The sequence below is a fragment of the Xanthomonas sacchari genome, assembly GCF_040529065.1.
In the GTDB taxonomy this organism is placed as follows: Bacteria; Pseudomonadota; Gammaproteobacteria; order Xanthomonadales; family Xanthomonadaceae; genus Xanthomonas_A; species Xanthomonas_A sacchari.
Genome location: NZ_CP132343.1, coordinates 776,319 through 789,419 on the forward strand (window position 1 = coordinate 776,319; position 13,101 = coordinate 789,419).

The 13,101-nt window shown below is 71.7% G+C and carries 11 protein-coding genes; 7 read left to right on the forward strand and 4 right to left on the reverse strand.

The genetic code is table 11. The annotated features are described in order from the left end of the window. The first annotated feature begins 270 nt into the window (after window positions 1-270). Window positions 271-2,103 carry a glutamine--fructose-6-phosphate transaminase (isomerizing) gene (glmS, locus tag RAB71_RS03405; protein ID WP_010343806.1) on the forward strand — a complete coding sequence of 611 codons (1,833 nt, stop codon included), beginning with the start codon at window positions 271-273 and terminating at the stop codon, window positions 2,101-2,103. A 93-nt stretch (window positions 2,104-2,196) separates the two neighbouring features. On the opposite strand, the gene RAB71_RS03410 is transcribed toward glmS, so the two are convergent. Further along, window positions 2,197-3,327, reverse strand: coding sequence for an NAD(P)/FAD-dependent oxidoreductase (locus RAB71_RS03410; protein ID WP_010343807.1), 1,131 nt, complete (start codon window positions 3,325-3,327; stop codon window positions 2,197-2,199). 106 nt (window positions 3,328-3,433) lie between these two features. On the opposite strand from RAB71_RS03410, the gene RAB71_RS03415 reads away from it, so the two are divergent. Beyond that, window positions 3,434-4,150, forward strand: coding sequence for a TetR/AcrR family transcriptional regulator (locus tag RAB71_RS03415; protein ID WP_010343808.1), 717 nt, complete (start codon window positions 3,434-3,436; stop codon window positions 4,148-4,150). Between the two features lie 173 nt (window positions 4,151-4,323). Further along, the gene (locus RAB71_RS03420; protein WP_010343809.1) at window positions 4,324-4,797 is read left to right on the forward strand and encodes a hypothetical protein; all 474 of its coding nucleotides are present in this window, start codon (window positions 4,324-4,326) and stop codon (window positions 4,795-4,797) included. 283 nt (window positions 4,798-5,080) lie between these two features. On the opposite strand, the gene RAB71_RS03425 is transcribed toward RAB71_RS03420, so the two are convergent. The 3 genes from RAB71_RS03425 to RAB71_RS03435 all read right to left on the reverse strand — a co-directional run bounded on the left by RAB71_RS03425 (window position 5,081) and on the right by RAB71_RS03435 (window position 8,622). After that, complete coding sequence (locus tag RAB71_RS03425) at window positions 5,081-6,280, reverse strand: copper resistance protein B (protein WP_029562213.1); 1,200 nt, start codon at window positions 6,278-6,280, stop codon at window positions 5,081-5,083. Then, entirely contained in the window at window positions 6,277-8,094 is a 1,818-nt protein-coding gene (locus RAB71_RS03430) for a copper resistance system multicopper oxidase (protein WP_010343811.1), read from the reverse strand. Before RAB71_RS03430 ends, RAB71_RS03425 begins: the two co-directional genes overlap by 4 nt. Window positions 8,095-8,214: 120 nt before the next feature. Then, complete coding sequence (locus tag RAB71_RS03435; protein ID WP_010343812.1) at window positions 8,215-8,622, reverse strand: CopL family metal-binding regulatory protein; 408 nt, start codon at window positions 8,620-8,622, stop codon at window positions 8,215-8,217. Window positions 8,623-8,738: 116 nt separating this feature from the next. Between RAB71_RS03435 and RAB71_RS03440 the strand changes: the two genes are divergently transcribed. The 4 genes from RAB71_RS03440 (at window position 8,739) to RAB71_RS03455 (ending at window position 13,085) form a co-directional block, all read left to right on the forward strand. Continuing rightward, complete coding sequence (locus RAB71_RS03440) at window positions 8,739-9,179, forward strand: heavy metal-responsive transcriptional regulator (RefSeq protein WP_010343813.1); 441 nt, start codon at window positions 8,739-8,741, stop codon at window positions 9,177-9,179. Next, window positions 9,176-11,614 carry a heavy metal translocating P-type ATPase gene (locus tag RAB71_RS03445; protein ID WP_010343814.1) on the forward strand — a complete coding sequence of 813 codons (2,439 nt, stop codon included), beginning with the start codon at window positions 9,176-9,178 and terminating at the stop codon, window positions 11,612-11,614. Before RAB71_RS03440 ends, RAB71_RS03445 begins: the two co-directional genes overlap by 4 nt. Window positions 11,615-11,648: 34 nt before the next feature. Next, complete coding sequence (locus tag RAB71_RS03450) at window positions 11,649-11,861, forward strand: heavy-metal-associated domain-containing protein (protein WP_010343815.1); 213 nt, start codon at window positions 11,649-11,651, stop codon at window positions 11,859-11,861. 120 nt (window positions 11,862-11,981) lie between these two features. Further along, window positions 11,982-13,085, forward strand: a complete 1,104-nt coding sequence (locus tag RAB71_RS03455) for a PLP-dependent cysteine synthase family protein (RefSeq protein WP_010343816.1) — start codon at window positions 11,982-11,984, stop codon at window positions 13,083-13,085. The last annotated feature ends 16 nt before the right edge of the window (window positions 13,086-13,101 follow it).

Below are 13,101 nucleotides of genomic sequence, written 5' to 3' on the forward strand. Positions count from 1 at the left end.
GACGATCGCAGTGGTGAGGATGGGGACTCCATCGCACGATGCGTGCCAACTGCAAGCCATTGAATTGTATGGGTGTGGCCGGCGCGGACAGGTGTCCGGGTGTCCGCGGACACGTTCGCGGACACTAGGGCGTGTCACTAACCCCGAGCCTGCCAGAACCAACGCGGCATCCTCGGGAATGGGTGACTCGCCCTGTGTCCGGTAGCGGACAGCGGCGAGACATTCAGCGGACTTGGCTAGAATGGCGGACTTTTCGGGAAGGGCGTGGCTATGTGCGGTATCGTCGGTGCGATCGCGGATCGCGATGTGGTTCCGGTCCTGATCGAAGGCCTGAAACGCCTGGAATACCGCGGTTATGACTCGGCCGGCATCGCCGCCATCGCCGACGGACAGGTGCGCCGCGTGCGCCGCACCGGCCGCGTGGCGGAGACCGAAAGCGCCGCGCAGGCCGAGGGACTGCACGCGCCGCTGGGCATCGGCCACACCCGCTGGGCCACGCACGGCGGCGTCACCGAGGCCAATGCGCACCCGCACGTCAGCCACGGCGACCTGGCCCTGGTCCACAACGGCATCATCGAGAACCACGAACAGCAGCGCGAGCGCCTGACCGCGCTCGGCTACGTGTTCGAATCGCAGACCGATACCGAGGTCATCGCCCACCTGATCCACCACTACATCGAGCAGGGTCGCGACCTGCTCGGCGCGCTGCAGGCGGCGGTGAAGGAACTGACCGGCGCCTATGCCGTGGCCGCGGTCAGCAAGTTGCGCCCGGATCTGCTGGTGTGCGCGCGCATGGGCTGCCCGCTGCTGATCGGCCTGGGCGAGGGCGAGAACTTCATCGCCTCCGACGTCTCGGCGGTGATCCAGGCCACGCGCCGGGTGATCTTCCTGGAAGAAGGCGATACCGCCGAACTGCGCCGCGACGGCGTGCAGGTGTACGACGCGCAGGACCAGCCGGTGCAGCGCGAGCCGCACGTCTCCGACGTGTCGCTGGCGTCGCTGGAACTGGGCCCGTATCGCCACTTCATGCAGAAGGAGATCCACGAGCAGCCGCGCGCGCTGGCCGACACCCTGGAGGCGCTGTTCGACGCTGGCGGCTTCGACACCGCGCTGTTCGGCAGCAAGGCCGAGGCGCTGCTGGCCGATGTGGACGCCGTGCAGATCCTGGCCTGCGGCACCAGTTACTACGCCGGCCTGACCGCGCGCTACTGGATCGAAGGCATCGCCGGGCTGCCGTGCAGCGTGGAGATCGCCAGCGAGTACCGCTACCGCGATGCCTGCGCCAACCCGCGGCAGTTGATCGTGACCATCTCCCAGTCCGGCGAAACCCTGGACACGATGGAGGCGCTCAAGTACGCCAAGTCACTGGGCCATGCCAAGACCCTGTCGATCTGCAACGTGCCCGAGAGCGCGATCCCGCGCGCCAGCGCGATGGTGCTCTACACCCGCGCCGGCGCCGAGGTCGGCGTGGCCTCGACCAAAGCCTTCACCACTCAGTTGGCGGCCCTGTTCCAGCTCACCTGCGTGCTGGCCAAGCGCCGCGGGCGGCTGAGCGCCGAGCAGGAGGCCGAGTACCTGGAGCAACTGCGCTACCTGCCCGGCAGCGTGCAGCACGTGCTCAACCTGGAACCGCAGATCGCGGTGTGGGCCGAGCGCTTCGCCGACAAGCACAACGCGCTGTTCCTGGGCCGCGGCCTGCATTACCCGATCGCCCTGGAAGGCGCGCTCAAGCTCAAGGAAATCACCTACATCCACGCCGAGGGCTACCCGGCCGGCGAACTCAAGCACGGCCCGCTGGCGCTGGTCGACGCCAACATGCCGGTGGTGGTGATCGCGCCCAACGACACCCTGCTGGAGAAGGTGAAGTCGAATATGCAGGAAGTGCGCGCGCGCGGCGGCGAGCTGTTCGTGTTCGCCGACCAGGACAGCAACTTCAACGAATCCGAAGGCGTGCACGTGATCCGCACGCCGCGCCACGCCGGCGTGCTCAGCCCGGTGCTGCACACCGTGCCGGTGCAGTTGCTCGCCTACCACACCGCACTGGCGCGCGGCACCGACGTGGACAAGCCGCGCAACCTGGCCAAGTCGGTGACGGTGGAGTAAGCGCGCCCGGGCGCGTTCGGCATGCCGGCAATGCGCAGGCAAAGTGCCGTGGTGGCGATTCCGCCGCGGCGCCGCCCGGGCTGCCGCTGAGCGCTAGGCGGCGATGCCGTTGAAGAAATCGACCAGGCTCTGCGGCGCGGTATCGTCGAAGAACAGGGCGAGGTTGCGCTGCGATTCGCGGGCGAACGGCGCGCTGCGCGCGAACAGCGCGGCTTCGTACATGGCCAGCGCGGCGTCGATCGCGCCGGGATGCGCGGCGATGGCCTTGCCCAGCTCGGCCCCATCGTAGAGCGCGAGATTGGCGCCTTCGCCGGCGAACGGCGACATCAGGTGCGCCGCATCGCCGAGCAGGGTCACGCCGGGGACGTGTTCCCAGCGATGGTCGACCGGCAAGGCGTGGATCGGACGCAACACTGGCGGTGTGTCGCTGGCGGTGATCAACGCGGTCAGTGCCGGCGCCCAATCGGCGAACTCCGCGGCGATGCGCGCCATCGCGCTCGCCGGCACCGCAACGTCGATGCCGTCGAACCATGCCTCCGGCCTGACCAGCGCCACATAGGCCTGCAACATGCCGTCGGCATGGCGGTGCGCGAGCACGCCCTTGCCCGGGGCGACCGCCATCAGCGTGCCACCGCCGACCAGGTGTGCGCTGGCCGGATGCCGGGTGTCGGCGTGCAGCAGGCAGGTCTCGACGAAGGTGGTGCCGCTGTAGGCGGGCATCGCAGCGGACAGCAAGGGCCGTACCTTCGACCAGGCGCCGTCGGCACCGACCAGCAGGTCGGTGGTGACCGTGGCGCCATTGCCGAAGCGCAGCAGATGCCGCCCCTCGCCGAGCGGTGACACCCCGGCGAGCTTGTGGCCCCAGCGCACCGCGCCGGCGGGAAGCGCATCGAGAAGAAGGCGGCGCAGTTGCCCGCGATCCACCTCCGGCCGGCTGCCAGCGCCGATGTCCGGCCGCTCCACCAGCAGCGTCCCGTGCGCGTCGACGACCCGCTTCGCATCCGCACCGGGCAGCACCAGCGCGCGGAACTGCGCGTACAGCCCGGCGTCCTTGAGCGCCAGTTGGCCGTTGTATTCGTGGATGTCGAGCAGGCCGCCTTGCGGGCGCGCCTCGGCCGATGCCTCGGCTTCGTAGAGCGTTGCGGCGATGCCGTGGAGGTGCAGCACGCGGGCAAGCGCGAGCCCGCCCAGTCCGGCGCCGATGATCGCGATGGGAGTGTGCATCCGGGACCTCGAGGGAGTGGCACGCGCAGCGAAGACCGCGGCGCGGGCGGAATGGAATGTCGTTCCATTATCTTGGAATGGCGTTCCATCCGTGTCAAGATCGGCTATGGCCAAGACACGCCCCAGCCCGTCACGCCGCGATGCCGCGTTGTCGCGCGAGCAGATCGTCGACGCGGCGATCGCCCTGCTCGATCGCGACGGCGAAGCCGGCCTGACCTTCCGCGCGCTGTCCGAACGGCTCGCCACCGGACCGGGCGCCCTCTACGGACATATCGCCGACAAGCGCGATCTGCTGACCGCCGCCTGCGACGCGGTGATTGCGCGCAGCCTGCCGGCACCGCCGGCAGGCGCCACGCCGCAGGCCGCCATCCGCGCGCTGGCCCTGGCCATGTTCGACGCGATCAATGCGCATCCCTGGATCGGGTCGGCGCTGTGGCAGGCGCCGGGACAGTTGCCGATCGTGCGCATCATTGAAGGCCTCGGCCAGCCGCTGCGTGTGCTCGGTGTGGCCGACACCGCGCAGTGGGCGGCGGTGTCCGCCCTGCTCAACTACCTGCTCGGCGTGAGCGGGCAGAACGCGGCCAACACGCAGTTGGCGCTGACCCAGGGGCTCGTCCGCAGCGAGGCCCTGGATGCGATGGCGGGCACGTGGTCGCGGCTCGATCCGGTCGCCTATCCGTTCGTGCGCAGCATGGCCGGCGCGCTGCGCACGCACGACGACCGTCTGGATTTCGTCGCCGGGATCGACCTGATCCTCGCCGGCATCCTGGCGCAGGGCGCTGCGCCGGCGCCCGGCGACGTCCGCAAGCGCCGCAGGTCCTGAACGATCCGGGCACCGAGCGCTGCGCGAGGTGGTACCTAGTGCGCAGCTGCGAGCGCCGCATGACGCCGCTGGTCACCACGCGAACGCTGGCACTTGTGCGTGGACATTGCCAGCAGTGTGGCGCGGGTTATGCATAAGCTTCCTGCGAGGGTTCCCACCACGCAGGAGGACGCATGTACGAGTCTTTCAGACAGGGGGCGCCGGCCGAGCTGTGGCAGGCGCTGGTGCACGAGGCCGGGCAGCGCCTGGGCCGGCCGCTGGACGAATCGCGCGAGCACTATCTGGTGTTCGTGCTGCTGCGCTACCAGCGCGACGCGCAGTTGCTGGCGCGCATCCAGGCGCTGGCGTGGCTGCATGCGCAGGAGCAGGTGGGGCGTGCACGTGCCGACGCCTTGCGTGAGGTCGGCGACGGCTGCCTGCTGATCGCCGGGCTGTTCCCCGGCGTGGCGGCACGGCGTCGGGTCAGCGTGGACTACTTCATCGACCTGGGCCGCGGCGCCTACGCCGAAGTCGCCGAAACCCGCGACAGCGACGCCAGCCTGTTCGGGCAACTCGCGCGCAGCTATCGCGAGCTGGTCCGCACCCTGGGCGCGCTGCGTCCGCCACGGCACGACGTGGAGGCATTGCAGGCGGCGCTGCACGCGTAAGTGGTGAAAAAGCACGTCGAACGCCCGTCGCCGTCGGTGCCTGATGCGCTGTGCCGCGGCGCGGTTCCGCATCTCGTAGGAGCGGCTTCAGCCGCGACGGGCATTCCCGGGAACGCCCGTCGCGGCTGAAGCCGCTCCTACGGACGCACGGCCGCTTGCGGTGTCTGCCGTGCGTGCACCTGGCGCGAGACGCGCATCGTCTGGTGGCGATGCCGCGTGTCGCTCCGGGGGGGCGTCCTTGCGCCGCTGTACGCCGCACGTCCGCAGCTCGACACCAGAACCGTCAGAACCAGAACCGCAGGCCGGCGACCCAGCGCGTCTCGCGCACCGCCTCGCCGTCGCCACGGCGCAGGTCGGCGGTGTCGCCGAAGTGGCGGACGTGGTCCACGCCGATGTACGGCGCGAACCGCCGCGTGATCTCGTAACGCAGGCGCAGCCCGCCCTCCACGGTGGCCAGGCCGTTGCCGGTGCGGTGCGCCGGATCGTCGCGCGCGACCAGTTCCGCCTCCAGCCGTGGCTGCAGGATGAGGCGATTGGTCAGCAGCACGTCGTACTCGCCTTCCAGGTGCAGGCTGGCATGGCCACCTGCGCCGACGTACAGCATGGCCGAGACCTCGAACTTGTACGGCGCCATGCCCTGCACGCCGAACGCGGCAGAGGTCCGCGCGCTGCCCGGCGCGAACGCCTGCCTGCCGCCGATCAGCACGTCCCACCACGGCGAGATCGCGCGGCCGTAGGCCAGTTCCAGCGAGGACGCCGTGGTGCGGCCGCCCTCGCGTTCGCCGTCGCTGCGCAGCCATAGCCGGTCGATGTCGCCGCCGTACCAGCCGCGCGCCTCCCAGGCCTGGCCGCTGCCGTGGGCATTGTTCCAGCCCTCCAGGCGATCGACCAGCAGGTAGCCGGTGCGCGCCGCGCCGTGCGCCATGCCGTGGTCGCGCAGCACCGGGAACGCCGCCGCCCGGTCGGCGGCGGTGATCGGCGGGATCGGCTCGCGCGGCAGCGACGTGTCGGCGCTCGCGGGACAGTGGCACGCTGTCGCTGTCGCTGTCGGTTCGGGCGCCGACGGCGTCGCATGGTCCATACGGTCGTGATGCATGCCGTCGTGTGCGGAGTGCGAATGCTCGACCTGCGACGCCGGCGCCGCCGCGTGGTCCATCGTGGCGTGGTCCATGTGCTCGTGCGACATGGCGTCGGCGTGCTCTGCCGTGGTCTGCGTGGCAGGCGCGGCGTGCATGGCCGGCGCGTGTGCGGCATGCCCCATGGCTGCGTGGTCCATGGCGCCCTGCATCGCCGTGCCGGGCTGCGCTGCTGTCGCGTCCGCGATGGGCATGCTGGCAGCGGATGCCGGGCAGGCGCAGGGCGCGGCAGGGCGATCGGCGTCGCTGTCGGCCGCGTGGACATGCTGTGCCTGCGCCACGGCGTGCGCCAACAACAGCGCCATGCCGGTCGCCTGGGCGAGCGGAGCGAGACGGAAGCGGCTCATGCGTCCACCCGCACTTCGCGCATCATGCCGCCGTCCATGTGGTACAGCAGGTGGCAGTGGTAGGCCCAGCGGCCCAGCGCATCGGCGCGCACGCGGTAGCTGCGGCGCGTGCCCGGCGGCATGTCCACGGTGTGCTTGCGCACCTGGAAGCGGCCGGCGGCGTCCTCGACGTCGCTCCACATGCCGTGCAGGTGGATCGGGTGCTGCATCATCGTGTCGTTGACCAGCACGATGCGCAGGCGCTCGCCGTAGTTCAGCCGCAGCGGCTCGGCGCTGGCGAAGGGAATGCCGTCGAACGACCAGGCGAACTTCTCCATGTTGCCGGTCAGGTGCAACTGGATCTCGCGCCCCGGCTCGCGTCCGTCCGGGTCCTCGAACAGGCTGTGCAGATTGGCATAGGTCAGCACGCGGCGGCCGTTGTCGCGCAGGCCGATGCCGGGGTCGTCCAGCCGCGGCGCAGTGGCGGAGGACTGCATGTCCACTAGCGGATTGCCGCGTTTGCTGGCTGGATGCGCAGGCGCGGCGGGAGTACTGGAAGCCGCGTGCGCGGCGTGGTCCATGCCCGGCATGCCGGCCATGTGCATGCTCGCCCCGCAGCCGCCTTCCATACCGTGCATGGCCGTGCCGGCGCCGTGGTCCATGCCGGCGTGCCCGGCCATCGCATGGCCCATGTCCTGCATGCGCAGCAACGGGCGCGGGTCGTTCGCCGGCACCGGCGCCTGCAGGCCTTCGCGCACGGCCAAGGTGCCGCGCGCGTGGCCGGTGCGGCCCATGTCCTGGGCGAACACCGTGTAGGCGTCCTGGCCGCTGGGCTCGACCAGCACATCAAAGGTCTCGGCCGCGGCGATGCGGAACTCATCCACGCTCACCGGATGCACGTACTGGCCGTCGGCGGCGACCACGGTCATCTTCAGCCCGGGGATGCGCACGTCGAAGTAACTCATGCTGGAGGCGTTGATGAAGCGCAGCAGCACCTTCTCGCCGGGGCGGAACAGCCCGGTCCAGTTGCCGGCCGGGGTCATGCCGTTGAGCAGGTAGGTGTAGGTGTTGCCGTTGACGTCGGACAGGTCGCTCGGCGTCATGCGCATGCGCCCCCACATGCCGCGGTCGGCGAGGGTGGCGCGCAGCCCGTCCTCGCGCGCGTCGCGCAGGAAATCGCCGACGGTGCGCTGGTACAGGTTGTCGTAGGACGGCATCTGCTTCAGCCGCCGGAACAGCGCCGCCGGATCCAGATCGGTCCAGTCCGACAGCAGCAGCACGTGTTCGCGATCGTGGCGGTACGGCGGCGGCTCGCGCGGGTCGATGACGATGGCGCCGTACAGCCCGGCCTGCTCCTGGTGCAGCGAATGGCTGTGGTACCAGTAGGTGCCGGACTGGCGCAGGGCGAAGCGGTACTGGTAGGTCTCGCCCGGGTAGATGCCGTCGAAGCTCATGCCCGGCACGCCGTCCATGTTGGCCGGCAGCAGCAGGCCGTGCCAGTGCACCGAGGTCTGGGTGTGGCCGGGCAGGCGGTTGGCCACGCGGATGGTCACTGTGTCGCCTTCGCGCCAGCGCAGCAGCGGTGCCGGCACGCTGCCGTTGACCGCGATGGCGGGGCGCTCGCGCCCGGTGAAGTTGACCCGCGTACTGCCGATGCTCAGGTCCAGGTCGGTGCCGTGCAGCACGTAGGGCGAGGCGCCGTTGCGCGCCAGCGCGCTGGCCTGGGCGTGGCGCAGCGGCAGCCCGGTGAGGCCGGCGGCGGCGCCCAGTGCCAGCCCGGTGACGAAGCGGCGCCGCGACGGCAGCGCCGGCAGGCCGGAAGAAGATGGGTTCATGTGCGATGTCCGTAAGCGGATGCGATGCGCCGCGCAGCGCCGACGGAGCGCTGCAGGCACGGACGCGGCAGCGCCTGTGCGCTGCCGCCGGGAGACCGCCCAGCAGGCGGCCGCGCGCGCTCAGGCGCTGGGAGGGCGTTCCAGCCGCGGCAGGCCGGGCGCGCCGTGCGCGGCCTGGGGAGCGGTGGCGATCAGGGTGCGGGGCAAGCGTGGCAGCGCCAGCGGCATCGCCAGCAAGGCCGGCAGCGGTTGCGCGTGCGGGCATTGGCAGCCGGCCATGCCGCCGCAGCCGCCGTGTTTGCCGGCATGGTCGTGGCAGTGCTCGCCGTGGTCGGTCGGCGGCGGTGGCGGTGCGTCGTGGCAGGGCATCGCCGCATGCGCCGGCGCCGCGATGGCGACGATGGCAGCCGCTTCGTGCGTCGCGCTGCCGTGCGCCGGCATGCCGGGCATCGCCATGGCGGCCGCGGTGCCGTTGAGCAGCAGGCTCAGGCACAGCAGCAGGCGCAGCAGGACGGCGGAAGTCGGCACAGGCGGCAGCGTGGCAACGGGAAGCGAAGAGGATACCGAAGCCGGCGTGCGCGGCAAGCGACCGCCATGCGGCAAGGCTTGACTCTGGACCCGAGTCCAGGGAGTAGGGTGTGCGCATGCGATCCGACCCCGCCACCGCCCGCTTCACCATCGGCGCGCTCGCCCGCCAGGCCGACGTCGCCATCGACACCGTGCGTTACTACGAACGCCAGGGCCTGCTGCCGCCCGCCCCGCGCCGCGCCTCCGGCTACCGCGAGTACGACGCCGCGGCAGTGCAGCGGGTGCGCTTCATCCGCCGCGCCAAGGAGCTGGGCTTCTCGCTGGAGGAGATCGGCGAGTTGCTGGCGTTGCAGGACGACCGCGTGCACGGCGTGGAGGGCATCAAGCAGCGCGCCAGCGCGCGCCTGCAGGCGCTGGACCGGCGCATCGCCGAGCTGACCGAGATGCGCGACACCCTGGCCGCCCTGGTCGAGGATTGCCCCGGGCACGGCGCGCCGGACGCCTGCCCGATCCTGGGCGACATCCGCGGCGATGCCGTCGGCGAGCCGCCGCGATGAGCGCGGACCGGACCACCGCGTCGCTGACGCTGCCGGTGCAGGGCATGACCTGCGCCGCCTGCGCGGCGGGCGTGGAAAAAGCGCTCACGCGTCTGCCCGGCGTGGCGGCGCAGGCCAGCTACGCCGGCGCGCGCGTGCAGGTGGACTACGACCCGCAGCAGGTGGATCTGCCGACGCTGCTGCAGCGCATCCAGCACGCCGGCTACAGCGTGCCCACCGAGACCCTGACGCTGGAGCTCAGCGGCCTGCACTGCGCGTCCTGCGTCGCGTCCATCGATGCGGTGCTGGCGAAGACCCCGGGCGTGCTCGCCGGCCACGCCAACTTGGCCTCGGCCAAGGCGCGGGTGGAGATCGTGCCGGGTGCGGTCGCGCCCGCGGACCTGGTCGCGCGCATCGCCCGCGCCGGGTTCGGCGCGCGCGTCGTCGAGGCCATGGACCCTGCGCAGCTGGCCGAACGCGAGCGCAGCGAACGGCGTGCCTGGCGACGCGAGCTGGGCCTGTTCGCCGCGGCGGTGCTGCTGACGCTGCCGTTCTGGGGGCAGATGCTCGGCATGCTGGATGGCGACGCGCTGCGCGGCGCGCACGTCGAACCGCTGCCGCGCTGGCTGCAGCTGTTGCTGGCGACGCCGGTGCAGTGCTGGATCGGCGCGCGCTTCTACCGCGCCGGCTACCGCGCACTGCGCAACGGCAGCGCCAACATGGACGTGCTGGTCGCGCTGGGCACCGGCATGGCCTATCTGTACAGCGCCGTGGTCACCGTGGCCGGCCTGCATGGCCAGCACGTGTACTTCGAGGCCAGCACCAGCGTCATCACCCTGGTGCTGCTCGGGCGCCTGCTCGAGGCCCGCGCCAAGCGCCGCACCACCGCGGCGGTGCGCGCGCTGCTCGACCTAGCGCCGACCACCGCGCGGGTCGAGCGCGACGGCGCCATCGTGGAGGTGGACGCGGCGGAACTGGCGGTCGGCGACGTGTTCGTGGTCGCCGCCGGCGAGCGCGTGCCGGTGGACGGCGAGGTGCTCGAGGGTCATTCCAGCGTGGACGAGGCCATGCTCTCCGGCGAGGCCATGCCGGTGGCCAAGGCGCCGGGCAGCCGTCTGCACGCCGCGACGGTCAATCAGCTCGGCCTGCTGCGCGCGCGCGCCACCGGCGTCGGCGCGGACACGCTGCTGGCGCAGATCGTGCGCATGGTCGATGCCGCGCAAGGCTCGCGCGCGCCGATCCAGCGCCTGGTCGACCGCATCGCAGCGGTATTCGTGCCGGCGGTGCTGGCCATCGCCGCGCTCACCCTGGGCGCGACCTGGGCGCTGGGCGGCAGCTTCGCCGAGGCGCTGGTGCGCGCGGTGGCGGTGCTGGTGATCGCCTGCCCGTGCGCACTGGGCCTGGCCACGCCGACCGCGATCATGGTCGGCACCGGTGTCGGCGCGCGCGCCGGCATCCTGATCCGCGATGCCGAGGTGCTGGAACGTGCGCGTGCGCTGACCGCGCTGGTGGTCGACAAGACCGGCACCCTGACCCTGGGCCAGCCGCAGGTGACGGCGGTGCTGGTCGCCGACGCGGCCGAGACCGCGCCGCTGTTGCGCCTGGCCGCGGCGCTGGAGACCGGTTCGGCGCACCCGCTGGCGCGCGCCATCGTGCAGCGTGCCGCTGAGTTGGGGGTGCGCGCGGCCGTGCCGGCGCCATTGGCCGAGGCGGTGCAGACGCTGCCGGGGCAGGGCGTGCGTGGCCGCGTGGACGGGCGCGAGGTGGCGCTGGGCGCACTTGCGTGGCTCGACGGTCTGGTCGCCGCGCCGGCCGACCCGGCGCTGCGCCGCCAGGCCGAAGCGGCGCAGGCGCAGGGCCACAGCGTGGTCGGGGTGGCGGTGGACGGCGTGATGGCCGGCTACATCGCCATCGCCGATCCGCTGCGCGAGGATGCCGCCGAGGCGGTGGCATTGCTGCAGGCGCGCGGGATCGCGGTGACCATGCTCAGCGGCGACAACCGCCACGCGGCGCAGGCGGTGGCCGTGCGGCTCGGCATCCGGCAGGTGCAGGCCGAGGTGCTGCCGCAGGACAAGGCCGAGCACGTGCGCCGGCTGCAGGCCGTGCCGGGCGCACACGTGGGCATGGTCGGCGACGGCATCAACGATGCCCCGGCGCTGGCCGCGGCCGACGTCAGCTTCGCCATCGGCAGCGGCTCGGACATCGCCATCGAGGCGGCCGACGTGGTGCTGATGCACGGCGACCTGGCCGGCGTCGCCGCCGCCATCGACCTGTCCGCGGCGACGGTGCGCAAGATCCGCCAGAACCTGTTCTTCGCCTTCGTCTTCAACGGCCTGGGCATCCCGCTGGCCGCGTTCGGCCTGCTCAACCCGGTGATCGCCGGCGCGGCGATGGCACTGAGTTCGGTCTCGGTGCTGGGCAACGCGCTGCTGCTGAATCGCTGGCGTCCGCAATGAGCGCGGATGCGATTTCTCGACCCTGGAGCCTGACATGCACCATCTCGATCTCCTCGTCCACGGCATGACCTGCGGCGGCTGCAGCGCACGGTTGCAGCGGGTGCTCGACGCCTGCCCGGGCGTGGCCGCCAGCACGGTGGTGCTGGAAGGCGGGCGCGTCGGCATCGACTACGACCCGGCGCGCATCGACGTCGCCACGCTGGAGCAGGCGATCGCCGATGCCGGCTTCAGCGTGGTCGCCGGCTGAGCGCCGCCCCGGCGCCGCGTCTTCCCGGGTGAACGCCGCCGTGGCGGCCGCTGCCGCGCATGGTCCGGGCGCACGGCCGGGCGTGTATCGTGGGCGCGGTTTCTCCGCTCCCGCATCGCCATGACCCATCGCGCTTGGGTGGCCGCCGCCATCCAGAAGATCGAAGCCGACTTCAACCGCTCGGCCGATACCCACCTGATCCCGCTGGACCTGCCCGGTTTCCCCGGCATCGACCTGTACTTCAAGGACGAGTCCAGCCATCCCACCGGCAGCCTCAAGCACCGCCTGGCGCGCTCGCTGTTCCTGTACGCGTTGGCCAACGGCTGGCTGCGCGAGGGGCGCCCGGTGATCGAGGCCTCCAGCGGCTCCACCGCGGTGTCCGAGGCGTATTTCGCGCGCCTGCTGGGGCTGCCGTTCATCGCGGTGATCCCGGCCACCACCTCGCCGGAGAAGATCGCCGCGATCGAGTTCCAGGGCGGACGCTGCCACCTGGTCGGGCGCGCCTGCGACCTGCACGCCGATTCGGTGCAACTGGCGCGCGAGACCGGCGGCCACTTCATGGACCAGTTCCTGTACGCCGAGCGCGCCACCGACTGGCGCGCCAACAACAACATCGCCGAGTCGATCTTCCGGCAGATGCAGGAGGAGCCGCATCCGATCCCGGCGTGGATCGTGTGCAGCCCCGGCACCGGCGGCACCGCGGCCACGCTCGGCCGCTACGTGCGCTACCGGCGCCATCCCACCCGCATCCTGTGCGCGGATCCGGAAGTGTCGCTGTTCTTCGACGGCTACCGCGAGGCGCTGGCCGGGCGCGACTACGCCGGCCTGGAAAGCACCGGCGGCTCGCGCATCGAAGGCATCGGCCGGCCGCGGGTGGAGCCGAGTTTCATCCCCAGCTGTGTCGATGCGATGGTCAAGGTGCCCGATGCGCTGAGCCTGGCGGCGATGCGCTACGTCAGCGCGCGCCTGGGCCGGCGCGTGGGCGGCTCCACCGGCACCAACTTCGTCGGCGTGCTGCAGGCGGCCACGCGCATGCGCGAACAGGGCCGCAGCGGCGCCATCGTCACCATCCTGTGCGACAGCGGCGAGCGCTACGTGCACAGCTACTACCGGCCGCAGTGGTACGCCGAGCAGGGCATCGACGTGGAACAGGCCGATGCGCAGCTGGCCGCGGCGGTGGCCGGCGCCGGCCTGCCGCCACTGCCTTGTGCCGCGCTGGACTGACCGCCATCTGTCGTTC

Bases quoted from the DNA above. Each gene is read 5' to 3' on its own strand.
- glmS (WP_010343806.1), top strand. From the start codon at position 271: ATGTGCGGTATCGTCGGTGCGATCGCGGATCGCGATGTGGTTCCGGTC.
- RAB71_RS03410 (WP_010343807.1), bottom strand. From the start codon at position 3,327: ATGCACACTCCCATCGCGATCATCGGCGCCGGACTGGGCGGGCTCGCG.
- RAB71_RS03425 (WP_029562213.1), bottom strand. From the start codon at position 6,280: ATGAGCCGCTTCCGTCTCGCTCCGCTCGCCCAGGCGACCGGCATGGCG.
- RAB71_RS03420 (WP_010343809.1), top strand. From the start codon at position 4,324: ATGTACGAGTCTTTCAGACAGGGGGCGCCGGCCGAGCTGTGGCAGGCG.
- RAB71_RS03440 (WP_010343813.1), top strand. From the start codon at position 8,739: ATGCGATCCGACCCCGCCACCGCCCGCTTCACCATCGGCGCGCTCGCC.
- RAB71_RS03430 (WP_010343811.1), bottom strand. From the start codon at position 8,094: ATGAACCCATCTTCTTCCGGCCTGCCGGCGCTGCCGTCGCGGCGCCGC.
- RAB71_RS03455 (WP_010343816.1), top strand. From the start codon at position 11,982: ATGACCCATCGCGCTTGGGTGGCCGCCGCCATCCAGAAGATCGAAGCC.
- RAB71_RS03445 (WP_010343814.1), top strand. From the start codon at position 9,176: ATGAGCGCGGACCGGACCACCGCGTCGCTGACGCTGCCGGTGCAGGGC.
- RAB71_RS03415 (WP_010343808.1), top strand. From the start codon at position 3,434: ATGGCCAAGACACGCCCCAGCCCGTCACGCCGCGATGCCGCGTTGTCG.
- RAB71_RS03450 (WP_010343815.1), top strand. From the start codon at position 11,649: ATGCACCATCTCGATCTCCTCGTCCACGGCATGACCTGCGGCGGCTGC.